Raw genomic sequence first — 23,168 nt, 5'->3', positions numbered from 1 at the left:
CGTTCACGCGCCGTCGTACGGTGTGGGCATGGCCCCTCCGCTTCCGGGTCCGCTGGCGCACCTGGCACCGCTGCTCAGCCACTACGGCTACTGGGCCGTCGGCGCAGTGGTCCTCGTGGAGGACTTCGGAGTCCCCGCCCCGGGCGAGACGATCCTGATCGCGGCCGGGGTGTACGCCGGGGCCGGGCAGCTCGACGTCGTGGCCGTGGCCCTGATCGCGTTCGCCGCGGCCGTCGTCGGGGACAACATCGGCTATCTCGTCGGCCACCTCGGCGGACGTCCCTTCGTGCACCGCTGGGGCCGGTACATCTTCCTGACGCCGGAGCGGTTCGCGGCGGCCGAGCGATTCTTCGGCCGGCACGGCGGCAAGATCGTCGTGGTGGCCCGGTTCATCGAGGGCCTGCGCCAGGCCAACGGCATCATCGCCGGCACCACGGGCATGCACTGGCTCCGCTTCCTCGCCTTCAACGCGCTCGGCGCGGCGCTGTGGGTCGGCCTGTGGGTGACCCTCGCCTACGCCGCGGGCACGCACATCGGCACGGTCTACGACGAGATCAGCCGCTACCAGGTGTACGTGCTCGTGGCGCTCGCGGTCCTCGTCGTCGCGCTGATCGTGCGGCACCTGCTGCGGCGCAGGCGACGCGAGGACTGACGGCGTCACGCGCGCCGTCCACGGGGCACGGGCACACCGTCCGGCCCGTGGACACACGTACGGGCGCGCACGCCCACTACCGGCACCGGACCCACGGGTGCGGCCGTGGGCGTCAGCGGCCGTCCCGGCCCGTGGGCTCGTTCAGCGAGCCGGTGTCCCGCCCGCCGCCGTAGTGGCGCGGGGCCCGGTGCGCGTGCCGGTGGTGCGTCGCGGCGCCGGTCAGCAGGCTCGCGCCCAGGCAGAAGAGCAGGGCGAGGGCGAGACCCGCGCTGAAGACCTCGAGCGTGTTCATGGTGGCGATGTGGTTGCCGAGCACCGACACCGGGTAGTGCGGGCCGCCGGACAGGTTGTCGGCGATGACCAGACCGGTGAAGGCGGCTGTCGCCGCAAGGAGGAGCAGGCCGATGAGCAGCATGGGAGTCATCTCCTCGAAGAGTCACTCATCGAGGCGGGTACCCAGCCCACCACCGACCAGCCCACCACCGACCAGCCCACCACCGGCCGGTCCACCACCGACCGGTCCACCACCGGCCGGTCCACCACCGGCCGGGCGACCACGGGCCGGTCCACCACCGGCCGGGCGACCACGGGCCGGTCCACCACCGGCCGGGCGATCCGGCGAGGCGATCCGGCCGGCGTCCTCGGCTGCGACGGAGCCCGGACCGGGACGACGCTCACCGCCGGAAGACCTCCGGCGGTGAGCGTCCGGCGCAGGTGTCCGCCTCAGGCGGCCAGCACCTTCTCCAGTGAGGCGAGGGCCGAGCGCAGCTCCGCCTCGGTGATGGTCAGCGGCGGCGCCAGCCGGATCGTGGAACCGTGGGTGTCCTTGGCCAGGACGCCCTCCCGCATCAGGCGTTCGCCGATCTCCCGCCCGGTGCCGATCGCCGGATCCACGTCCACGCCCGCCCACAGGCCGCGTGAGCGGAAGCCGACGACACCCCGGCCGACCAGCTGGACGAGCCCCTCGTGCAGCACCTTGCCCAGCTCCGCCGCCCGGAGCTGGAACTCGCCCGTCTCCAGGAGCCCGACGACCGCCGTACCGACCGCCGCGGCCAGCGGGTTGCCGCCGAATGTCGACCCGTGCTCACCGGGCCGCAGGACCCCGAGCACCTCCCGGGACCCGACGACCGCGGACACCGGCACGATGCCGCCGCCGAGGGCCTTGCCCAGCAGCAGGACGTCCGGGACGACGTCCTCGTGCTCGACGGCCAGGGTGCGCCCGGTGCGCCCGAGGCCCGACTGGATCTCGTCCGCGATGAACAGGCAGCCCGCCCGGCGGGTCAGCTCCCGCACGCCGGCGAGGTAGCCGTCGTCGGGGATGAGCACGCCGGCCTCGCCCTGGATCGGCTCGATCAGCACCGCCGCCGTCGTCTCGTCGATCGCCGCCTCCAGGGCCGCCAGATCGTTGTACGGGACGATCTTGAAGCCCGGAGTGAACGGCCCGAAGCCCGACCGTGCCGTCTCGTCCGTCGAGAAGCTGACGATCGTCGTCGTACGGCCGTGGAAGTTGTCCGCCGCGACCACGATCGTCGCCCGGTCGGCCGGGACGCCCTTGACCTCGTACGCCCACTTGCGGGCGACCTTGATGCCGCTCTCCACCGCCTCGGCGCCGGTGTTCATCGGCAGCACCATGTCCTGCCCCGTCAGCGCCGCCAGCCGCTCGGCGAACTCGGCGAGGCGGTCGTTGTGGAACGCCCGCGAGGTCAGGGTGAGCCGGTCGAGCTGGCGGTGGGCGGCCTCGGTCAGCACGGGGTGGCGGTGACCGAAGTTGAGCGCCGAGTAACCGGCCAGCATGTCGAGGTAGCGGCGCCCCTCGACGTCCTCCACCCAGCTGCCCTCGGCGCCGGCCACGACCACGGGCAGCGGGTGGTAGTTGTGCGCGAGGACCGGCTCCTCGGCCTGGATCAGCTCTGCGGAGGTACGGGTACGGGCAGGTGCGGTCATCAGCGGATCTCCTGGGTGCAGCACTTGATTCCCCCGCCGGCCTTGTGGAACTCGGACAGGTCGACGGGGACGGGGACGTAGCCGCGGTCGGCGAGCTGCTCGGCCAGGGCCGTGGCCCCGGGCGAGATGAAGACGTGGTGTCCGTCCGAGACGGAGTTCAGGCCGAAGGACATGGCGTCCTCGCGGGTGGCGATCAGCGCGTCCGGGTACAGCCTGGCGAGCACCTCGCGGCTGCCCGGCGAGAACGCGTCCGGGTAGTACGCGATGTTCCCGTCGCCCTCGTCGTCGAGGACGAACAGGGCCGTGTCCAGGTGGTAGAAGTACGGGTCCACCAGGGTCAGGCCGATCACCGGGGCGCCGAGGAACTCCTGCGCCTCCCGATGGGCCTCACGGGTGGTGCGGAAACCGGTGCCGGCGAGGATCCAGCGGCCGGCGGGCACGAAGTCGCCCTCGCCCTCGCACACCGACTCGGGACGGTAGACGTCGAAGCCGGCCGACTTGAACCACGTGTCGTAGGGAAGGGACTCCGGACGGCGCTCGGGCGCGTGGAAGAGGGAGCCGAAGACGCGGCCGTCCACGACCACCGCCGCGTTGGCGGCGAAGACCATGTCCGGCAGGCCGGGTACGGCCTCCACGGTGTCGACGGTGTGGCCGTGGGCGCGGTAGACGCGTGTCAGCTCGTGCCACTGCGCCTGGGCCAGGGACACGTCCACGGGGACGTCGGGATGCATCCAGGGGTTGATCGCGTACTGCACGGCGAAGTGTCTGGGTTCGCAGACGAGGAAGCGCCGCCGGCGCGGCACACGGTTCTCGGGCACAGAGGGGTCCCTCCGCTTCCTGGGTGTCGACTGGGGTGACTCAAAGGTAGGAAGTGGCGAAGACGGACGACAAGAAACAAAAGCTGCGCGTTGAAGCAGCAATGCTGCGTGTATCCGGGACTCAGCGCACGTCCGCTGCGTCCTGCGGGGCAGGCTGGCTGGCGCCCGCCTCAGGACTGTCCGGCAGCAGATGGGACAGCACCATCACGCTGATCGTCTTGCGGATGAACGGCTCGGTACGGATGCGTTCCAGCACCTCCTCGAAGTGCTCCACGTCCCGCGCCCGCACGTGCAGCAGCGCGTCCGCGCCGCCGGTCACCGTCATCGCCGCCGTGATCTCCGGATGGTGGCGCACCACCTCGGCCAGCCGCCGCGGCGGGGCCGCGCCCTCGCAGTACACCTCGACGTACGCCTCCGTGCGCCAGCCCAGCGCCACAGGCTTCACCGTGGCCGTGAACCCGGTGATCACGCCGCTCTCGCGCAGCCGGTCCACGCGCCGCTTGACGGCCGTCGCGGACAGGCCGATGGCGGCGCCGATCTCGGCGAAACTGCTGCGGGCGTTGGCCATCAGAGCGGTGAGGATCTTCCGGTCGAGTTCGTCGAACGGTGCCTGCCTGCTGTTCATGGCGGCACTGTATCCAGCTCGGACGCCGGTGCCCGGCACATGTCACAGGGTGCTTTTCGCCCCTACACTCCACGTTCATGCTGCGCGCCCTCGCCGTCGACGACGAACGCCCCTCGCTGGAGGAACTGCTGTACCTCCTGAACGCCGATCCCCGGATCGCCGGCGTGGAGGGCGCGGGCGACGCGACCGAGGCGCTGCGCCGCATCAACCGGGCGCTGGAGTCCGGCCCGGACGGACCCGACGCGATCGACGTCGTCTTCCTCGACATCCACATGCCGGGCCTCGACGGCCTCGACCTGGCCAGGCTGCTGAACGGGTTCGCCCAGCCGCCGCTGATCGTGTTCGTCACCGCCCACGAGGACTTCGCCGTGCAGGCCTTCGACCTCAAGGCCGTCGACTACGTGCTCAAGCCCGTCCGCAAGGAACGCCTCGCCGAGGCCGTCCGCCGCGCCGCCCAACTGCGCGGCGCCGCCCCGCGGATACCCGTCAGCGAGCCCGATCCCGACCATCTGCCCGTCGAACTCGGCGGGGTGACCCGGTTCGTGGCCGTCGAGGACATCACCCACGTCGAGGCGCACGGCGACTACGCCAGGCTGCACACCGGGAGGGGCAGCCACCTCGTGCGCATCCCGCTGTCCACCCTGGAGGAGCGCTGGCGCGCCCGCGGCTTCGTCCGCATCCACCGCCGGTACCTGGTGGCCCTGCGCCACATCGGTGAACTCCGCCTGGACGCGGGCACCGTGAGCGTCCTGGTCGGCTCCGAGGAACTCCAGGTCAGCCGACGGCACGCGCGGGAGCTGCGCGAGCTGCTGATACGCCGGACCGCGCGCTAGGGGGTGTCTGACGTCATGCCGCAGGACCCGACCGAACGCCGTGTCGTCGTCACCGGGCCGCCCCGCCGCACCCGCCGGGCCCCGGGCCACTACCGTCCGCGCACGGAGATCGACGAGCAGACCACCCTCGGCCACACCTACGTCCGCTCCCTGATGCGCAGCCAACTGCGGGCCGCCCTCACGGTGTTCGCGGTGCTCGTGCTCCTCGTCGGCCCGCTGCCGCTGGTGTTCGCCGCGGCCCCCGACGCCCGCCGGCTGAAGTGGGCGGTCCTCGGCTTCGGCCTCTACGCCCCGCTGGTGCTCCTCGCCCGCTGGTACGTGCGCCGCGCCGAGCGCAACGAACGCGACTTCGTACGGCTCGTCGGAGACCGCTGACCGCCGTGAACTCCGCCTACACCGTCCCCGCCGTCGCCCTCGTCGTGGTGGCCACCGTCCTCGTCGGCGCCTTCGGCCTGCGCATCTCCCGCACCACCTCCGACTTCTACGTCGCCTCCCGCACCGTGGGCCCGCGCCTGAACGCGGCCGCCATCAGCGGGGAGTACCTCTCCGCGGCCTCGTTCCTGGGCATAGCCGGACTGGTCCTCGTCCAGGGCGCCGACATGCTGTGGTACCCGGTCGGCTACACGGCCGGCTACCTGGTCCTGCTCCTGTTCGTCGCCGCCCCGCTGCGCCGGTCCGGGGCCTACACGCTGCCCGATTTCGCCGAGGCCCGGCTCGCCTCCCAGAGCGTGCGTCGGCTCGCGGGCGCCTTCGTCGTCGGCGTCGGCTGGCTGTACCTGCTGCCGCAGCTCCAGGGAGCCGGACTCACCCTGGCGGTACTGACCGGGGCGCCCGCCGCGCTCGGCGGAGTGATCGTCGCCGTCGTCGTGGTGGCCATCGTCGCCGCGGGCGGGATGCGCAGCATCACCTTCGTCCAGGCCTTCCAGTACTGGCTGAAACTGACCGCATTGCTCGTCCCCGCCCTCTTCCTCGTCCTCGCCTGGCAGGGGGACGGGGCGCCGCGCCGCGCCTACGACGAGCCGGCGGCCTTCCGCGAGCAGCGCACCGTGCGCGTCGCGGAAACCCTCGACCTCAGGCTGGAGGGCCCGCTGACCGTCACCGTGACCGGCACCGTCGACGGCCGCGCCCACCACGAGCGGCGGGTGAGCCTGCCGGCCGGGACGCACCGCGTCGAGGGCGGCACCCGGCTCACCTTCGCCCGGGGCGCCGGAGTCCCGGTGGCCGAGCGCGGCGGCAGCGGCGGCATGTCCACCTCACTGGTCGCGGGCCGTGAGGAACGCCCGCTGTACGCCACCTACGGGCTGATCCTCGCCACCTTCCTCGGCACCATGGGCCTGCCGCACGTCGTCGTCCGCTTCTACACCAGCCCGCACGGTGTGGCCGCCCGCCGCACCACGGTGGCCGTGCTCGGCCTGATCGGCGCCTTCTACCTGCTGCCCCCGGTGTACGGCGCCCTCGGCCGCCTCTACGCCCCCGAACTCACCCTCACCGGGAGCGCGGACGCCGCCGTGCTGCTGCTGCCCGACCGGGTGATCGGCGGCCTCGGCGGGGACCTGCTGGGCGCGCTGGTCGCGGGCGGCGCGTTCGCGGCGTTCCTGTCGACCGCCTCCGGCCTGACCATGGCGGTGGCCGGGGTGCTCACCCAGGACGTACTGCCCTCGCGCGGTGTACGCCACTTCCGGCTCGGCACGGTGCTCGCCATGGCCGTACCGCTCGCGGCGAGCGTCCTGGTCGGCGGACTGCCCGTCGCCGACGCCGTCGGGCTCGCCTTCGCGGTGTCCGCCTCCTCCTTCTGCCCGCTGCTCGTCCTCGGCATCTGGTGGCGGCGGCTCACCCCGCCCGGCGCGGCGGCCGGGATGCTGGCGGGCGGCGGCGCCGCGCTCGTCGCCGTCGCCGTGACCATGGCGGGCTTCCCGGGCACCGGGCCGCTGCACGCGCTGCTCGCCTGGCCCGCCCTGTGGTCGGTGCCGCTGGGCTTCCTCACGATGATGCTGGTGTCCCTGGCCACGCCCGGCCGGGTGCCGGCCGGCACCGCGGCCGTCCTGGCCCGGTTCCACCTGCCCGAGCAGTTGCGGGCGGAGGTGAAGGGATGAGCGGCTTCCTCGCCGGGCTGTGCGTGGCCGTGCTGCCGCTGCTCGCCGCCGGGTACTGGCTCGGCCGGCGCACCGCCCGTCCGCAGAGCCTCGGCGGGCTCGGCACCCCCGTCGAGCACGCCACCTTCCAGACCCTGCACGCCGCCTCGCTCGCGGCACCCCCGCTGCGGGCCGGGCTGACGGAGGAGACCGCCCGCAAGTCGGCCCGCCGGCTGCGCTCCCTGCTCGGCACCGACGCCCTGTGCCTCACGGACGACACACGGGTCCTCGCCTGGGACGGCGTGGGCGGCCACCACCGCACCGAGATCATGGAACGCCTCACCGGGCCCCTGGAGACGGGACGCGGCGAGGCCTTCCGGCTCACCTGCCGGACCCCGGACTGCCCGGTGCGCTGGGCCGTCGTCACCCCGCTCACCGTCGACGACCGCGTCCACGGCGCCCTCGTCGCCTGCGCGCCCCGAGAGTCGGCCGTGCTGGCCCGCGCCGCGGCCGAGGTCGCCCGCTGGGTCTCCGTGCAACTGGAGCTCGCGGACCTCGACCGGTCCCGCACCCGGCTGATCGAGGCCGAGATCAAGGCCCTGCGCGCACAGATCTCCCCGCACTTCATCTTCAACTCGCTCGCGGTGATCGCCTCGTTCGTGCGCACCGACCCCGAGCGGGCGCGGGACCTGCTGCTGGAGTTCGCCGACTTCACCCGCTACTCGTTCCGCAGGCACGGCGACTTCACCACGCTCGCCGACGAACTCCACGCCATCGAGCACTACCTGGCGCTCGTGCGGGCCCGCTTCGGCGACCGCCTGTCGGTCACCCTCCAGATAGCGCCCGAGGTGCTTCCCATCGCCCTGCCGTTCCTGTGCCTGCAACCGCTGGTGGAGAACGCCGTCAAGCACGGCCTCGAGGGCAAGACCGGTACCTGCCACATCAGGATCACCGCGCGTGACGAGGGTGCCGAGGCGGTGGTCGTCATCGAGGACGACGGCGCCGGCATGGACCCCGGCCTGCTGCGCCGCATCCTCGCGGGAGAGCACAGCCCCTCCGGCGGTATCGGCCTGTCCAACGTCGACGACCGGCTCCGGCAGGTCTACGGCGACGACCACGGACTGGTCATCGAGACCGCGCAGGGTGCGGGCATGAAGATCAGCGCCCGGCTGCCGAAGTACCAGCCGGGCGTCCACTCGGCGACGCGGCTCACCGGGGAGTGATCCTGCTCAGGTGCCGCGGGTGACGACCATGCCCAGCGTGACCAGGCCCAGCACGACCCAGCCGAACCACAGCCAGCCGTTGCCGCCGAGCGCCACCGTGTAGGCCGTCACCGCGACGAGGGCGCCGACGGTGAGCACCCCCATCGCCTTCGTGGAACCGTCCGTGGAACCGTGCATCGCGGCACCCTCCTCATGGTCCGTAACCTCCATGGTGCCCCGGTTCGGCCCATCGGCATCCCCCACAACAAGCCGCTTCCACTATCACCCCCACCACGGCCCGGCGGAGGACCGCCACGGGGGACGGTGCGAGCCGCGGTTCTGGACGGTGCGCCGAGGCCCCTCGGCACCGAGCCCGCGCTTCACCGTGCCCCGTTCAGGGTCCCGTTGCACCGTCCGGACGCTGACGGGCTCAGTTGCTCCGTGCGTTCAGGGACGCCAGGTAAGCGTTGTACGCCTCGAGCTCCTTGTCGCCGTCACGGTCCGCGGCGCGGTCCTTGCGGCGGGCCTGGCGTTGTTCGGATTTGTACCACTGGAAGAGCAGGGCGAGCAGCACCAGGACCGAGGGGATCTCACTGAACGCCCAGGCGATGCCACCGGCCGCGTTCTGGTCGGTCAGGGCGTCGATGCCGAGCGAGGCGGGCGGGTTCATGAAGGTGCCGACCATGGGCGTGGTCGCCATCATCAGCGCGATGCCGAAGAACGCGTGGAACGGCATGCCCGCGAACAGCTCCAGCATCCGCATGAGGTGACCCGGCCGGTTCGGGCCCGGGTCGACGCCCATGATCGGCCAGAAGAACACCAGGCCCACCGCGAGGAAGTGCACCATCATCGCGATGTGTCCGGCCCGGGAGCCCATCAGGAAGTCGAACAGCGGCGTGAAGTACAGGGCGTACAGGCTCGCGACGAACATCGGGATGGTGAAGGCGGGATGCGTGACGACCCGCAGGTACCGGCTGTGCAGCAGGGCCAGCAGCAGCTCACGCGGCCCCTTGCGGCCCCTCCCGGCCACCGGCAGCGCGCGCAGCGCCAGCGTGATCGGGCCGCCGAGCAGGATCAGGATCGGCGACAGCATGCTGATGATCATGTGCTGGACCATGTGCACGCTGAACATGACCATGCCGTAGTCGTTCAGCTTGGTGCACATCACCAGGGCCACGGTCAGCACACCGATGACGTACGCCACCGTCCGGCCCACCGGCCAGGCGTCGCCGCGCCGCCGCAGCCGCACCACACCCCAGCCGTACAGTCCGAGCCCCAGCAGGCAGGCGACGAGGAAGAACGGGTCCGCGGACCACTCGAGACCGCGTCCCAGCGTGAACGGCGGCAGATCGTTCATCATGCCGTGCCCGCTGTGATCCATCCGCCGGCTCCTGATTCGTGTGGATTGTGCGCTGTCTGTCCACAGCTGTCTGTCCGCACCCAGAGTAGAGCCGCCCCCGGCCGCGACTGCGACCGGGGGCGGTGGGGAAGCGCCGCGTGCTCTACAGCACGCACTCCGCCTCGGCGTACCGCTCCGCGGGGACCGTCTTGAGGGTCGCCACCGCCTCGGCCAGGGACACCATCACGATGTCCGTGCCGCGCAGCGCCGTCATCCGGCCGAACTCCCCGCGGTGCACCGCCTCCACGGCGTGCCAGCCGAACCGGGTGGCCAGCACCCGGTCGTACGCCGTCGGCGTGCCGCCGCGCTGGACGTGTCCGAGGATCACCGGCCGGGCCTCCTTGCCGAGCCGCTGCTCCAGTTCGAGGGAGAGCTGCCGGGCGACGCCGGCGAACCGCTCGTGGCCGTAGACGTCCTTGCCGCCCTCGTCGAAGTCCATGGTGCCCGCCTTTGGCTTGGCGCCCTCCGCGGCCACGACGATCGCGAACCGCTTGCCCGCCGCGAAACGCTCGCCGACCTTCGCCGCCAACTCCTCGATGTCGAAGGGGCGTTCGGGGACGACGATGGCGTGGGCGCCGGCCGCCATGCCGGACTGGAGCGCGATCCAGCCGGTGTGACGGCCCATGACCTCCACGATCAGCACCCGCTGGTGGGACTCGGCGGTGGTCTTCAGCCGGTCCAGGGCCTCGGTGGCGACCGTCACGGCGGTGTCGAAGCCGAAGGTGAGGTCCGTGACCGCGATGTCGTTGTCGATGGTCTTGGGCACGCCGACGATCGGCAGGCCGTTGTCCGACAGCAGCCGGGCCGCCTTGAGCGTGCCCTCGCCGCCGATCGGGATGATCGCGTCGAGCCCCAGCTCCTCGACGTGGCCCTTGGCCCGCTCCACGCCGTCCCGCAGGTGCTCGGGACGCACCCGGGAGGAGCCGAGGATGGTCCCGCCGCGGGCGAGGATGCCACTCACCGCGTCGAGGTCGAGCTTGAGGTAGTCGCACTCCAGGAGGCCCTTCCAGCCGTCGCGGAAGCCGATGACCTCGTCGCCGTGATCGACGACGGCACGGTGTACGACGGACCGGATGACGGCGTTCAGGCCGGGACAGTCGCCGCCGGAGGTGAGGACGCCAATGCGCATAGCCCGAATAACCTTCTCAACATGGGCGCGGGGACCGGACCACACTGTCCGGTCGGTCCCCGCCACCCTAGCGGCACCGGGCGGTGGGGCCGAACCGTGCGTCCGCCTGCTGGACGGGCCCGCTCACCTGTGCGGACACCGTGTCAGACGGGCTCCCGCCGGGGCCGTCCCCACGGGCCGCCGCGGGCCTGCTCCGGCTGCGCGCCGACACGCGCAGCCGGTCCTGCGCAACGGTTCCTACGCGGGCTGCTGCGCGGCTGTCACTACGCAGGCTGCTGCGCAGCTGTCACTACGCAGGCTGCTGCGCAGCCGCGATGCGCTCGTTGCGCAGTGCCTCGTACCAGTGGTCCTCGATCGGCGGCAGCGCGTTGACGTCGAGCGCCAGCTTCAGCAGCAGGTCCGCGATCAGCGGGTTGCGGGCCAGCACCGGCCCGTGCATGTACGTGCCGAAGACGGTGTCGTTGTACGCGCCCTCCGTGCCGTCGCCCGTGCCGTTGCCCTTGCCCAGGCGGACCTGGGCGAGCGGGCGGGCGGTGGGGCCCAGGTGGGTGACGCCCTGGTGGTTCTCGAACCCGGTCAGCTGGGGCAGGCCGAGCCGCGGGTCGACGTCGCCGAGCACGTCGCCGACGCACCGCTCGCCCTCACCGCGCACCGACACGACGTCGAGCAGGCCGAGCCCCGGCTCACGCTGCCCGAGGTCGTTGACGAACTCGTGGCCGAGGATCTGGTACCCGGCGCAGACGGAGAAGACGATCGCGCCGTTCTCCACCGCCCTGTGCAGGCTGCCGTCGCGGCGCAGCCGCTCCGCCGCCAGCCGCTGCGGCCGGTCCTCGCCACCGCCGATCAGGTAGATGTCGCCGGAGGTCGGGATCGGCTGGTCGCTGCGCACGTCGAGACGGGCCACGTCCAGGCCGCGCTGCCGGGCCCGGCGCTCCACCACGAGGACGTTGCCCTGGTCGCCGTAGGTGCTCAGCAGGTCCGGGTAGATCCACACCAGCCGCAGTTGGTTGTCACTCATGAAGTGCTCGTCCTTTGTGGTCAGTTGCCGACGCGGCGGCGCAGGTCCTGGAACGCGGTGTAGTTGGCGATGACCTCGATCCGGCCGGGCGGGGCCTGCTGCACGGCCTGGTCCAGGCTGTCGCAGACCTGGAACTGCTGGCCCGCGACCTCCAGGCGCACCGCGAGGTCCAGCTTCCGGTCACCGAGCACGAAGAGCGGGTGCCCGGTCAGGCGCGTGTAGTCGACGTCCCACAGCCAGGAGGTGTCGGTGCCGTCGGCGCTGCGCGCGTTGACCGACAGGATGACCGGGGTGGGCGGCGGGTCGATCAGGGAGAACGTCTCCAGCCAGCCGGCGGGGTTCTTCGCCAGCAACAGACGCAGGTCGCGATCCTGGAACTGGACGACGTCGTAGCGGCCCGCGACCGCCTGCACCTGGTACATCCGCTCCAGGGCGACCTGCGGCGGCACCCCGAAGACGGCGGCGACGGCCGCGGACGAGGCGGCGTTGGCCTTGTTGGCGCGGCCCGGCAACTGGAGGTGGATCGGCCAGGCCGAGCCGTGCGGGTCGAGGACGTGGTCGCCGGACAGGGCCCAGCTGGGGGTGGGCCGGCGGAAGCCGCACTCGCCGCAGTACCAGTCGTCGCCCGGACGCTGCATCACTCCGCCGCAGGAGGGGCAGGACCAGGCGTCGTCCTTCCACATCTGTCCGGCGGCCACCCAGATCACGTTGGGGGACGAGGACGCGGCCCACACCACCAGCGGGTCGTCGCAGTTGGCGACGAGCACGGCCTTGGAGCCGCTGAGCGCCTCACGCCAGTTCTCGGCGAGCATCCGGGTCTCGCCGGCCCGGTCGAGCTGGTCGCGGGAGAGGTTGAGCAGCGCGATGCACTTGGGATCGGTGTCCCGTGCCACGCCCGCGAGGTACTTCTCGTCGACCTCTATGACGCCGAACTTGGCGTCCGAGCCGCCGGCGAGCGCCGAGGTGATGCCCGCGGGCATGTTCGCCCCGAGCGCGTTGGACACGACGGGGCCCGCGGCCCGCAGCGCCTCGGCGATGAGCCGGGTGGTCGTGGTCTTGCCGTTGGTCGCCGAGACCAGGATCACGTCCAGGTGCTGGGCGAGCCGGGCGAGCAGATCGGGGTCGAGCTTGAGGGCCACCCGACCGCCGATCACCGAACCGCTGCCCCGTCCCGCGGCACGCGATGCCGCAGCGACCGCCTTGCCCGCGGTCACGGCCAGCTTGGCCCGCGGCGTGAGCGGGTCCGAGTTGCCTGCCATCAGTTCTCGATCCTCCTTGCGTACGCGCCGCGCCCTGAGCCATCCGGCAACGTGGTGTGGACCTCAGCCTATCGAGATCCGTCGACGCTCCCGAATCCCGGCCCCTGCCAGCGCGGCAGGCAGGGGCACATGGAACCGTACCCTTGCCGCCATGCGACATGGCTCGATCCCGGGCGCCCGCGGGCGCGTCCGGCCCCTTTCCCTGCTCGGCAGCCCCGTTCTGCACGCTCCCTGCGAGGAGGTCACCGACTTCGGTCCCGAACTGTTCCAGGTGGTGGAGGACTTGTTCGCGACCATGTACGCGGCGCGTGGCGTGGGCCTCGCCGCGAACCAGATAGGGCTGCCGCTGCGCGTCTTCGTGTACGACTGCCCGGACGACGAGGACGTGCGCCACCTCGGCCATGTGGTCAACCCGCGGCTGGTGGAGGCGGACGGCGTGGAGATCCGCGGGCCGGAGGGCTGCCTGTCCCTGCCGGGCCTGGAGGCGGGGACGGAGCGCTACGACCACGCCGTGGTCGAGGGCTTCTCGGCGACCGGGGAGCCGGTCACCGTGCACGGGACGGGGTTCTTCGCGCGCTGCCTCCAGCACGAGTGCGACCACCTCGACGGCCGGGTGTACGCCGACCGCCTCTCGGGGTGGCGGCGCAGCCGGCTGCTGCGGCAGGCCGCACGGGCACCGTGGGGGCGGTGAACCACCGCGCGGCCACGGGCCGTCGGCGGTCGTTCGCGCCCCGCGGCGCAGCCGCACGGTGATGAGGGCCGAGCCCGCGGGCGCGGCTCAGAACCCGGGGCCGCCCATCTTGTCGCCCACCGCGGCCAGCCGTCCCCACAGGAGGTCCGCCAGGCTGCGGACCAGCTCCGCCCGCGAGCACGGACGTTCGCCCAGCCACCAGTCGCCGGCCGCGTGCATCATGCCGACGATGCCGTGGCCCCACACACGGGCCAGTTGCTGTCCGGCCGGGCCCAGGTCGAGCCGCTCCTCGATGACCAGGGCCAGCTCCTCGCCCATGCGGCGCAGCAGCGGGGCGGAGTGCTTGCCGACGTCGAAGCCCTGGTCGGTGCCCTGGCCGCCCTCCGCCGGGTGCATCAGGAAGCGGTAGACCTGCGGGCGGGCCTCGATGGCCGCGAGGTAGGTGTCCAGCGTCGACTCCACGCGCTCCCGTCGGTCCGCGGGGGCGTCCAGCGCGGCCCGCAGGGAGCCGAGCAGGGCGTCGGTGTGCCGCTGGGCGAGGGCGGCGTACAGCCCTCCCTTGTCGCCGAAGTGGCGGTAGAGGATCGGCTTGGTGATGCCGGCCTCGGCGGCGATGGCGTTCATCGACGCGTGCGGGCCGTCGCGCAGCACCACCCGGTCGGCGGCCTCCAGCAGCTCGCGCCGTCGGCGGTCGGCGGACCGCTGCTGATCGGTCCGCTGCGTGGTGTCCATGAGATCTCCCCACCCGTGCTGGTTCGGTGACGCCTGCGCAAAGTAACACTGACGGGGCCCGATACCTCGAACGGGCTGCCGGGGAATGATCAGGAGTCGACTTTTTCTACTGACCAGTAACATAGTATCGTTACCGCAAGTAACACGCAGGTGTGCCGCTGGAGGGGACATGGCCGAGTTCACCATGGAGCTCAACGACGAGCAGAAGCAGGTCCGGGACTGGCTGCACGGCTTCGCGGCCGATGTGATGCGCCCGGCCGCCGCCGAATGGGACGAGCGCGAGGAGACCCCCTGGCCGGTCATCCAGGAGGCCGCCAAGGTCGGCATCTACTCCCTCGACTTCTACGCCCAGCAGTACTTCGACGTCACCGGCCTCGGCATCCCGATGGCCATGGAGGAGCTGTTCTGGGGCGACGCCGGCATCGCCCTGTCCATCGTCGGCACAGGCCTCGCCGCCGTGGGCGTCCTCGCCAACGGCACCGAGGAGCAGATCGGCACCTGGATCCCGCAGATGTACGGCGACCCGAGCGACGTGAAGGTCGCCGCCTTCTGCTCGTCCGAGCCCGACGCCGGCTCCGACGTGGCCTCGATGCGCACCCGCGCGGTGTACGACGAGGCCAAGGACGAGTGGGTGATCAACGGCACCAAGACCTGGGCGACCAACGGCGGCATCGCCAACGTGCACGTGGTCGTCGCCTCCGTCGACCCCGGACTCGGCTCCAAGGGCCACGCCTCCTTCATCGTCCCTCCGGGCACACCGGGACTGACGCAGGGCCAGAAGTTCAAGAAGCACGGCATCCGCGCCTCGCACACCGCCGAGGTGGTCCTGGACGGCGTACGCGTCCCCGGGTCCTGCCTGCTCGGCGGCAAGGAGAAGCTCGACGAGCGGCTCGCCCGCGCCCGGGAGAAGGCCCGGAAGGGCGGTGAGAGGGTGAAGAACGCCGCGATGGCCACCTTCGAGGCGTCCCGCCCCGCCGTGGGCGCCATGGCGGTCGGCACCGCCCGGGCCGCCTACGAGGTCGCCCTCGACTACGCCAGGACGCGGGAGCAGTTCGGCCGGCCGATCATCGACAACCAGGGCGTCGCCTTCCAGCTCGCCGACATGCGCACGCGGATCGACGCCGCCCGGCTGCTGGTCTGGCGGGCCTCGTGGATGGCGGTCAACGGCAGGCCGTTCGAGGCCGCCGAGGGCTCGATGTCCAAGCTGTTCGCCAGCGAGACCGCGAAGAAGGTCACGGCCCAGGCCATCCAGATCCTCGGCGGCAACGGCTACACCCGGGAGTACCCGGTGGAGCGGATGCACCGTGACGCGGCGATCTACACCATCTTCGAAGGGACCAGTGAGATCCAGCGCCTGGTGATCTCCCGCACGATCTCGGGCATGCCGATCCGCTAGCGGTGCCGCAGCGGCGTCAGTTGCTCGATGTCATAGCGCTTTCTGAGGGCCCCGATCGCCGTGTGGTCCGGCGGGCCCCCGTTGCCCAGGATCTCCAGCAGTTCCTCGAAGTACCGCTCGTGGTCCGGCGGTGGGGACGCCTGGAAGAACATCTTGGCGGGGGAGTCGGTGGGGTTGGCGAAGGCGTGCGGGCAGCCCGGCGGGACGACGATGACCGTGCCCGGGGTCGCCCGCACCACCCGGTTGCCGGAGTGGGACTCCCACCGCTGCCAGTGGTCGGGGGTCCGGATCCGCGGCTCGAAGGCGAGCACGTCCAGCTCGCCCTCGAGCACGTAGAACAACTCCTCGCTGCGGGTGTGCACATGGGCGCCGACGTCGAAGCCCGGCGGGACCTCCACCTCGAAGGTGGAGGCCGTCCGCGAGTGCGAGCCGGTCACCTTGAACGTCACGCGCTGGGCCGGCGCCTCGACGACGCGGCCCTGGCCCGGCGGTACGAGCAGCCCTTCCGTGGTCATCGCCGGCTCACCACGTCACGGGCAGGGTCTCGGGCCCCCGGATCAACGCGCCCTTTCTGAAGGGCACTTGCTCCGGGGGCACCGCGAGCCGCAGATTCGGCACCCGGTCCAGCAGGGCGTCCACCAGCAGCTCCGACTCCAGCCGGGCCAACTGACCGCCCGGGCAGTCGTGCGGGCCGAAGCCGAACGCCACGTGCGGGTTCGGACTGCGCGCGAGGTCGATCGTCCCGGGGTCGGGGAAGACGTCCGGGTCGCGGTTGGCGGCCAGGTACGACACGTAGACCGCGTCGCCCGCCCGGATCCGCACCCCCTCGAGCTCCACGTCCTCCAGGGCGATCCGGGACAGCCCGACCGCGTTGCGGTGCGGGATGCAGCGCAGCAGCTCGTCGATGGCCCGGGGGCGGATCCCCCGGTCCGCGCGCAGCCGGTCGGCCAGCTCGGGACGGCTCAGCAGGACGTAGAACATCTGCCCGCTGTTGCCGGTGAGCGCCTCGCCGCCGATCTGGAGGAGGATCGCGAGGCCCACGGCCTGCGCCAGGGCGATCTCACGGCGTGCCACGGCGGTCCCGAGCAGTGAGGCGATGTCCTCACCGGCGCTGTCCGCTCGGGCGTCGAGGAGCTCGGCGAAGTACGTGCCCATCTCCTCCCTGGCCTGCTCGCCGGCGGCGGCGCCGGGCGCGGAGGACAGGATCTGCCGGGTCCAGGCGTGCATCCCCTGCCGGTCCGCGACCGGCACACCCATCAGCTCGCAGATCACCGCGACCGGGAACGGGCTGAGCACCTCGGCGGTCAGGTCGGCGGGCGGGCCGTTCGCGAGCAGGTCGTCGACCAGCTCGTCCAGCATCCGCCGGGCGCTGTCCCGCACCCGCTCGACACCGTGCGCGGTGAGGGCGGGGGCGACCGTGCGGCGCAGCCGGGTGTGGTCGGGCGGGTCCAGGAAGCCGACCGCGTCGCGGGCCGGGATGAAGTGCGGGGCCAGCCTGGTGATCTGCCGGTCGATGACCGCCTCGCGGCTGAACCGGGGGTCGTCGGTGACCGTCCGCACGTCGTCCATGCGGGTCACCAGCCACGCCCAGCCCTCGCCGTTGGGCAGCTCGATACGGGTGACCGGGCCCTGCTCCATCAGCTCGGAGAGCACCGGGTCGAAGGCCACGCCCGTCAGGTCGAACGCCGGCCAGTGCCGGACCGGCGGCGCCGTCCCGGTGCGCGCCTCCTCGACGAGCGTCTCCTCGGTCATGCCCCGCCCCCCGCCTGCCAGTAGCCGAGCGACATCTCGGCGGTGATGCCGGGGCCGAACCCGGCGAGCAGTCCGCGCGCCCGGTCCTCGGTGCTGCCGTCGTCGAACAGCCGGCGCAGCGCGTCCAGGACGACGGCGCTGGCGATGTTGCCGTACTCGGTGAGCGTGGCCCGGCTGAACCGGAACGCGTGCGGCTCGACGTCCAGGAACTTGCTGAGGTCGTCCAGGATGCGTGGGCCACCCGCGTGGATGACGTAGAAGTCCAGGTCGGAGGCGTCCCAGCCGTGCACTCCGGCCAGGTCCCGCAGGGCCGGGGCGAGCGGCTCCATCGTGGTGGGCACCCGCTTGTCCAGCATGAAGTGGAAGCCGGTCGCCCGGACGTCGTAGGCGATCCACTCCTCGGTCTTGGGGATCAGGTACGAGCCGTTGCGCTCCAGCCGGACGCCCGTGCCGCCGGTGCCGCGGACCACGGCCGCGGCGATGCCGTCGCCGAACAGGCCGTTGGAGAGCAGGGAGCCGACGCCGAGGTCGGTGGGCTGGTAGCACAGCGAGCAGAACTCGCAGGCCACGATGAGCGCGTTGGCGTCCGGGTAGGCCGTGCAGAAGTCGTGGGCCCGGTTGATCGCGGCGCCCCCGGCCGCACAGCCCAGCTGGGCTATGGGGAGCTGCCGGGTGGTCGAGTCGAACTCCATCGTGTTGATCAGCCACGCGGTGAGCGAGGGCATCATGAAGCCCGTGCACGAGACGTAGATGATGACATCGATGTCCCGGGCCAGGAGCTGAGCGTCGTCGAGAGCCCGCTGGACGACCGCGGGGACCCGGGCCTTCGCCTCCTGCTCGTAGAGCTTGTTGCGCTCCTCGAAGCCGGGGTGCTTGAGGGTCTCCTCGATGGGCTGCACGATGTGCCGGGTCCGCACGCCGGTGTTCTCGATCAGCCGGAGGGCCAGAGAGAGTTGCGGGTGGTCCGCGTGGCGGGAGCGCGCGAGCTCCAGTGTCTCCTCCATCGTGATCACGTGCTCTGGAACGGACACCGAGGGTCTGCACAAAGTCGCCATGAGCCGTGCCTGCTTTCGCCTTCCGGAAGGCCGGTTGCCCCCCGGGGAGGGTGCTGCACCCAAAAGGTGGCTTATCCACGATCACCCGGGAGAGCGACGATCTTCTCGCGGAACTACTCCAATCCGGCGACGGCGAACACGGCCCGGCAGGCTCGCGAGGCTTGGTTCCGGAGGACGGTAAACCGGCTTCCGCGGCCGGAAAACGCCTGCTCACAGCCTTGAGGTCGCGCTCCGTCACGAGCCTCACGGCCCGCTCCGTCCGCCACCCACCACAGGAAGATCCAGGCCGCGCCCCCTGAGCCGCCGGGGGCGGGCGTCGGCGTCAGCCTTCAGGAGTACGGCGCCGGCCCGCACGGAGGGAGCCGCCGTCCCGCGGAGCGGGCGCCACGAGCGCCGCGCGGGCGCACGGCCGGGCTCCGTGTCCCGGGGCGGGCCGGGGCGAGGGCGAGGCGAGGGAGGGCGCAGCGGGCGTGGCAACGCACGGGAGCGCCCGCCGGGTCGCGGCAGCCGGTCCGGCGCAGCGGGCGTGGCAACGCACGGGAGCGCCCGCCGGGTCGCGGCAGCCGGTCCGGCGCCGCGGGGCTCCCGTCGGCCCGCAGGCCCGGTCTGTCCGGTCAGCCGGAGGCGGTTCCGCAGCCGCGGGCGAGGCGAGGTGGGGCGAGACGTGATGGGGCGGGGCCGGGCCGGGCGGGGCGAGAGGTGCCGAAGCGGTCGCCGGGTCACCTCGCCACCACCCCGCGCGGCGTGTACATCGTCGAGACGGCAGCCGTGGGCGCGCGGCGTGGGCTCGGTCCGTCCGGGAGGCGGTGCTGCTGCTGTCGACGAGGCGGGGCAGGGCCAGGCGCGCCGAAGCGTCAGCCGGAGGCGGTTCCGCTGCTGTGGGCGATGCAGGCCACGTCGATGCGGTCGGCCAGCTTGGCCAGCTCGATGGTCAACGCGGCCACCGTGTCCTCGTCGAGACCCTCCTGGCCGGCCTCCACCAGCCGCAGCCACCGGCCGCCGACCGTGCGCAACAGCTTGCTCACGTCCGCTGCGGCCACCTGCAAGGTACCGCGGTCGTCGACGATCAGAGGCAGAGTCACTTCGCGGTTCACAAAGGGGATCGTAGCCGTGGAAGCCTCATGCCCCGTGCCACACGGTGGTGATGTTGCAGAACTCGCGGATTCCGTGCCCGGACAGCTCACGTCCGTACCCCGACCGCTTCACCCCGCCGAACGGGAACGCCGGGTGCGAGGCGGTCATCCCGTTGATGTACACCCCGCCCGCCTCCAGGTCCCGTACGAACCGTTCCACCTCGGCTTCGTCCTCGGTCCAGACGTTGGAACTCAGACCGAAGAGCGAGTCGTTCGCGATGAGCACCGCCTCGTCGAGGTCGGTCGCACGGTACAGCGTGGCCACCGGACCGAACGCCTCCTCGCGGTGGATGCGCATCTCGCGGGTGATGCCGGACAGCACGGTCGGCGGGTAGTACCAGCCGGGCCGGTCGGGACGTTCGCCACCGCACAGGACATGGGCCCCGCCGCGCCGGGCGTCGTCGACGAGCTCCTCCAGGTCCGCCCGGCCCCGCTCGCTGGACAGCGGCCCGACGTCGGTGTCCTCCTGCAACGGGTCGCCGATCCGCAGCGCCCTCATACCGGCCACGAAGCGCTCGGCGAAGGCGTCGTGGACGTCCGTGTGCACGATGAACCGCTTGGCCGCGATGCAGGACTGGCCGTTGTTCTGCACGCGCGCGGTCACCGCGACCCCGGCGGCCCGGTCGATGTCGGCGGACGGCATCACGATGAACGGGTCGCTGCCGCCCAGCTCCAGCACCGTCTTCTTGATCATCTCCCCGGCGGTGGACGCCACCGCCCGCCCGGCCGGTTCGCTGCCGGTCAGGGTGGCCGCCTTCACGCGCTCGTCGCGCAGGATGTCGTCGACCGCTGCGGAGCCGATGAGCAGGGTCTGGAAACAGCCCTCGGCGAAGCCCGCCCGGTGGAACAGGTCCTCCAGGTACAGCGCCGTCTGCGGCACGTTGGAGGCGTGCTTGAGCAGGCCGACGTTGCCGGCCATCAGGGCGGGCGCGGCGAAGCGGATCACCTGCCACAGCGGGAAGTTCCAGGGCATGACGGCCAGCACCGGTCCGAGCGGCCGGTAGCGGACCAGGGCGCGGGAGGCCCCGGAGTCCTTCACGTCCGACTCGGCGGGCCACTCGTCGGCGAGGAGTTCCTCGGCGTGCTCGGCGTACCAGCGCATCGCCTTGGCGCACTTCGCGGCCTCCGCGCGGGCCTGCTTGACCGGCTTGCCCATCTCCGTGGTCATGACACGGGCGATCTCCTCCTGGTCCTCGTCGAGGAGGGCGGCGGCCCTGTTCATCAGCCGGGCCCGCTCGGCGCAGGCCGTCGTCCGGTACGTACGGAACGTGGCCTGCGCGAGCTGGAGCCGGCGCTCGATCTCCTCCTCGCCCATGGCCTCGTACGTCTTGAGCGTCTCGCCGTTGGCCGGGTTCACCGTGGCGATGGACATGGCTGACCTCCCCTGGAACGGGCTGTGCTTCGACCTTCCCGCGCCGCGGTGCCGATCGCAACGCGTGGGGTCCTCGTCAGAGCGAGTGCTCGGCCAGGCGGTCGAGAAACGCGGTCTGGGCCGTGACGATCACCTCGCGGGCCCGGTCCAGACCGAGCCAGGCCACCCGGTCGAGCTCCGGGAACTCCTGGGTGCGTCCGGACCGCGGCGGCCACTGCATGGTGAAGGTGCCGGGGACGATCGCCGCCGGGTCGAGGTCGCCCTCGATCGCCCAGGCGGTGACGGTCTTGCCGTTCGTCTGCCGGACCTCGCCCAGCGGCACGGCCTCCCCGTCCGGCGGCGGCAGTCCCAGCTCCTCCCGGAACTCGCGGCGGGCCGCCTCCCATGCGGGTTCCTCCGGGTCGTACTCGCCCTTCGGCACCGTCCACGCCCCCGCCTCCCGCCGGGCGAAGAAGGGGCCGCCCATGTGTCCGAGGAGCACCTCCAGGCCGTCGCCGGAGCGCCGGTACAGCAGCAGACCGGCGCTGCGCCGGCCCCGCCGGGCGCTCATGGCGCGATCTCCGGGTGCGCGGCCAGCAGCGTCGCGACGCTGTCGGCGTCCTCGGGCCGCTTGTCCTCGCGGTAGCGCACGACCCGGGCGAAGCGGAGGGTCACGCCCGCCGGGTAGCGGGTGGACCGTTGCAGGCCGTCGTAGGCGATCTCGACGACGAGTTCGGGGCGCACGGTCACCACCCAGCCGTCGTCCTCGACGGCGAGCCGGCGCAGTCGCTCGGTCTGCCAGGCCAGCATCGCGTCCGTCATGCCCTTGAACGTCTTCCCGAGCATCGCGAAGCCGCCGTCGGCGGTGCGTGCGCCCAGGTGCAGGTTGGACAGCTTGCCGGTGCGGCGGCCGTGGCCCCACTCGGCGGCCAGGACCACCAGGTCCAGGGTGTGCACGGGCTTCACCTTGAGCCAGGCAGCGCCTCGCCGTCCCGCGCTGTAGGCCGCGTCGAGGGCCTTGACGACCACACCCTCGTGGCCGCGCCGCAGCGTCTCGGCCAGGAACCGTTCGGCCTCGCCCACGTCGTCCGGTCCGGACACCAGGGTGCGCCTGACCCGCATCGGCTCCGGCACCAGACGGGCCAGCTCGGCGTGGCGCTCGGTCAGCGGCAGGTCGAGCAGGTCGCGGTCGCCGACCGACAGCGCGTCGAAGAAGACGGGGGAGACGGGGACCGCCTCGGCGGCCGTGGCCACGTCGACGCGCGAGCCCACACGTCCGGCGGTCTCCTGGAACGAGCGCGGCCGCCCGTCCGCCCCGAAGGAGATGACCTCGCCGTCCAGGATGAACCGTTCGCCGTTCAACTCCCGTGCGGCCGCCGTCAGTTCCGGGAGCCGGTCGGTGATGTCGTCCAGAGTGCGGGTGTGCACCCGTACGGTGTCGCCGTCCCGGTGGACCTGGACCCGGATGCCGTCGAGTTTCTCCTCGACGGCGCACGCGCCGAGCCGTCCGACCGCCTCGGCCACGGAGGAGGCGCTGTGCGCCAGCATCGGCAGGACCGGACGGCCGACGGTGAGCCGGAAGCGCTCCAGCGCCGGCGGGCCGTCCGCGAGCAGGGCCTGGGCCACCGTCTGCAACGATCCGGCCAGCATCACCGCCCGCCGCACGTCCGCCGGGGGCGCGCCCGTCGCCCCGGCCAGCGCCTCGACGGCGACGGCGTCCAGCGCCCCCTGCCGGACCTCCCCGGTGAGCAGCCCCAGCAGGAACCGCTGCTCGTCCTCGGTCGCCGCGCCCATCAACCCACCGACGATCCGGGCGCGTTCCGCCTGCGACCCGGGTCCGGACACCTTGCCGAGCTCGCTCAGCCGGGCGTCCACCTCGCGCACGGTGAGAGACGCCTCGGCGGCCGGGGCGACCCGGCGGCCGAGCACCTTCCAGCCCACCCCCAGCCGCCCCTGCGGCAGCCGGCCCGCCAGATACGGAATGACGACCGGCACATCCTCCGCCCCCGCCTCCCGGAACAACTCCGCAAGCAGAGCGATCTTCCGGGACCGCGCCGAGGCAGCGGCAACCTCCCGCGAAACCAGAGCCAACCGCGCGAGCAACATG

Annotated in this window: 25 protein-coding genes; 7 read left to right on the top strand and 18 right to left on the bottom strand. The window is 72.3% G+C overall.

What is annotated here, in order from left to right:
* The first annotated feature begins 28 nt into the window (after positions 1–28).
* Entirely contained in the window at positions 29–652 is a 624-nt protein-coding gene (locus ACWC91_RS22965; protein ID WP_450643566.1) for a DedA family protein, read from the top strand.
* Positions 653–764: 112 nt separating this feature from the next.
* Here the strand turns inward: ACWC91_RS22965 and ACWC91_RS22960 are convergent, their stop codons facing one another.
* From ACWC91_RS22960 to ACWC91_RS22940, 5 genes are all read right to left on the bottom strand, one after another.
* Positions 765–1,067, bottom strand: coding sequence for a hypothetical protein (locus ACWC91_RS22960; RefSeq protein WP_141363173.1), 303 nt, complete (start codon positions 1,065–1,067; stop codon positions 765–767).
* A 5-nt stretch (positions 1,068–1,072) separates the two neighbouring features.
* Entirely contained in the window at positions 1,073–1,330 is a 258-nt protein-coding gene (locus tag ACWC91_RS22955; protein ID WP_450726017.1) for a hypothetical protein, read from the bottom strand.
* Positions 1,331–1,375: 45 nt separating this feature from the next.
* Positions 1,376–2,596: an ornithine--oxo-acid transaminase gene (gene rocD, locus ACWC91_RS22950; RefSeq protein WP_225079059.1), complete on the bottom strand. Its 1,221-nt coding sequence runs from the start codon at positions 2,594–2,596 to the stop codon at positions 1,376–1,378.
* On the bottom strand, positions 2,596–3,414 hold the full coding sequence (ddaH, locus tag ACWC91_RS22945; protein ID WP_225079058.1) for a dimethylargininase: 819 nt from the start codon (positions 3,412–3,414) through the stop codon (positions 2,596–2,598). Before ddaH ends, rocD begins: the two co-directional genes overlap by 1 nt.
* A gap of 121 nt (positions 3,415–3,535) precedes the next feature.
* Positions 3,536–4,039 (bottom strand): Lrp/AsnC family transcriptional regulator, encoded by a 504-nt coding sequence (locus ACWC91_RS22940; RefSeq protein ID WP_225079057.1) that lies wholly within the window; start codon positions 4,037–4,039, stop codon positions 3,536–3,538.
* Between the two features lie 77 nt (positions 4,040–4,116).
* On the opposite strand from ACWC91_RS22940, the gene ACWC91_RS22935 reads away from it, so the two are divergent.
* From ACWC91_RS22935 to ACWC91_RS22920, 4 genes are read left to right on the top strand one after another with little or no spacing between them, the layout of a single operon-like run.
* Positions 4,117–4,872 (top strand): LytR/AlgR family response regulator transcription factor, encoded by a 756-nt coding sequence (locus ACWC91_RS22935; RefSeq protein ID WP_225079056.1) that lies wholly within the window; start codon positions 4,117–4,119, stop codon positions 4,870–4,872.
* A 15-nt stretch (positions 4,873–4,887) separates the two neighbouring features.
* The gene (locus ACWC91_RS22930) at positions 4,888–5,247 is read left to right on the top strand and encodes a hypothetical protein (RefSeq protein WP_225079055.1); all 360 of its coding nucleotides are present in this window, start codon (positions 4,888–4,890) and stop codon (positions 5,245–5,247) included.
* A gap of 5 nt (positions 5,248–5,252) precedes the next feature.
* Entirely contained in the window at positions 5,253–6,965 is a 1,713-nt protein-coding gene (locus tag ACWC91_RS22925; RefSeq protein WP_225079054.1) for a sodium/solute symporter, read from the top strand.
* Positions 6,962–8,167, top strand: coding sequence for a sensor histidine kinase (locus ACWC91_RS22920; protein ID WP_225079053.1), 1,206 nt, complete (start codon positions 6,962–6,964; stop codon positions 8,165–8,167). The genes ACWC91_RS22925 and ACWC91_RS22920 overlap by 4 nt, the downstream gene beginning before the upstream one ends.
* 6 nt (positions 8,168–8,173) lie before the next feature.
* Here ACWC91_RS22920 and ACWC91_RS22915 read toward each other — a convergent pair whose 3' ends face one another.
* From ACWC91_RS22915 to ACWC91_RS22895, 5 genes are all read right to left on the bottom strand, one after another.
* Positions 8,174–8,344, bottom strand: coding sequence for a hypothetical protein (locus tag ACWC91_RS22915; protein WP_225079052.1), 171 nt, complete (start codon positions 8,342–8,344; stop codon positions 8,174–8,176).
* Positions 8,345–8,576: 232 nt separating this feature from the next.
* Entirely contained in the window at positions 8,577–9,527 is a 951-nt protein-coding gene (locus tag ACWC91_RS22910) for a cytochrome c oxidase assembly protein (RefSeq protein WP_225079051.1), read from the bottom strand.
* Positions 9,528–9,648: 121 nt separating this feature from the next.
* Positions 9,649–10,674: a 6-phosphofructokinase gene (locus ACWC91_RS22905; RefSeq protein WP_225079050.1), complete on the bottom strand. Its 1,026-nt coding sequence runs from the start codon at positions 10,672–10,674 to the stop codon at positions 9,649–9,651.
* A gap of 289 nt (positions 10,675–10,963) precedes the next feature.
* Complete coding sequence (locus tag ACWC91_RS22900) at positions 10,964–11,692, bottom strand: type 1 glutamine amidotransferase (RefSeq protein WP_225079049.1); 729 nt, start codon at positions 11,690–11,692, stop codon at positions 10,964–10,966.
* Positions 11,693–11,712: 20 nt separating this feature from the next.
* Positions 11,713–12,951, bottom strand: coding sequence for a MurT ligase domain-containing protein (locus ACWC91_RS22895; protein WP_388479949.1), 1,239 nt, complete (start codon positions 12,949–12,951; stop codon positions 11,713–11,715).
* Positions 12,952–13,102: 151 nt separating this feature from the next.
* On the opposite strand from ACWC91_RS22895, the gene def reads away from it, so the two are divergent.
* Positions 13,103–13,642: a peptide deformylase gene (gene def / locus ACWC91_RS22890; RefSeq protein WP_141363201.1), complete on the top strand. Its 540-nt coding sequence runs from the start codon at positions 13,103–13,105 to the stop codon at positions 13,640–13,642.
* Positions 13,643–13,729: 87 nt separating this feature from the next.
* Here def and ACWC91_RS22885 read toward each other — a convergent pair whose 3' ends face one another.
* Positions 13,730–14,374, bottom strand: a complete 645-nt coding sequence (locus ACWC91_RS22885) for a TetR family transcriptional regulator (RefSeq protein ID WP_225079046.1) — start codon at positions 14,372–14,374, stop codon at positions 13,730–13,732.
* 169 nt (positions 14,375–14,543) lie between these two features.
* On the opposite strand from ACWC91_RS22885, the gene ACWC91_RS22880 reads away from it, so the two are divergent.
* A complete protein-coding gene (locus ACWC91_RS22880) occupies positions 14,544–15,770 on the top strand; it encodes an acyl-CoA dehydrogenase family protein (protein WP_450642383.1) in 1,227 nt (408 codons plus the stop codon).
* On the opposite strand, the gene ACWC91_RS22875 is transcribed toward ACWC91_RS22880, so the two are convergent.
* From ACWC91_RS22875 to ACWC91_RS22845, 7 genes are all read right to left on the bottom strand, one after another.
* Entirely contained in the window at positions 15,767–16,285 is a 519-nt protein-coding gene (locus ACWC91_RS22875; protein WP_141363207.1) for a cupin domain-containing protein, read from the bottom strand. The genes ACWC91_RS22880 and ACWC91_RS22875 overlap by 4 nt on opposite strands.
* Before the next feature lie 7 nt (positions 16,286–16,292).
* Positions 16,293–17,522 carry a cytochrome P450 gene (locus ACWC91_RS22870; protein WP_281155469.1) on the bottom strand — a complete coding sequence of 410 codons (1,230 nt, stop codon included), beginning with the start codon at positions 17,520–17,522 and terminating at the stop codon, positions 16,293–16,295.
* Entirely contained in the window at positions 17,519–18,640 is a 1,122-nt protein-coding gene (locus ACWC91_RS22865) for a type III polyketide synthase (protein WP_225079043.1), read from the bottom strand. Before ACWC91_RS22865 ends, ACWC91_RS22870 begins: the two co-directional genes overlap by 4 nt.
* Positions 18,641–19,431: 791 nt before the next feature.
* On the bottom strand, positions 19,432–19,671 hold the full coding sequence (locus ACWC91_RS22860; RefSeq protein WP_141363213.1) for a DUF6213 family protein: 240 nt from the start codon (positions 19,669–19,671) through the stop codon (positions 19,432–19,434).
* Positions 19,672–19,696: 25 nt separating this feature from the next.
* Positions 19,697–21,082 (bottom strand): NADP-dependent succinic semialdehyde dehydrogenase, encoded by a 1,386-nt coding sequence (locus tag ACWC91_RS22855; protein WP_225079042.1) that lies wholly within the window; start codon positions 21,080–21,082, stop codon positions 19,697–19,699.
* 76 nt (positions 21,083–21,158) lie between these two features.
* Positions 21,159–21,632, bottom strand: a complete 474-nt coding sequence (locus ACWC91_RS22850; RefSeq protein WP_225079041.1) for an NUDIX domain-containing protein — start codon at positions 21,630–21,632, stop codon at positions 21,159–21,161.
* Positions 21,629–23,167 carry an ATP-dependent DNA ligase gene (locus ACWC91_RS22845; RefSeq protein ID WP_225079040.1) on the bottom strand — a complete coding sequence of 513 codons (1,539 nt, stop codon included), beginning with the start codon at positions 23,165–23,167 and terminating at the stop codon, positions 21,629–21,631. The genes ACWC91_RS22850 and ACWC91_RS22845 overlap by 4 nt, the downstream gene beginning before the upstream one ends.
* Between the last annotated feature and the right edge of the window lies 1 nt (position 23,168).

The organism is Streptomyces sp. NPDC001204 (assembly GCF_053598035.1).
This window is presented reverse-complemented; position numbering and strand designations above follow the sequence as displayed.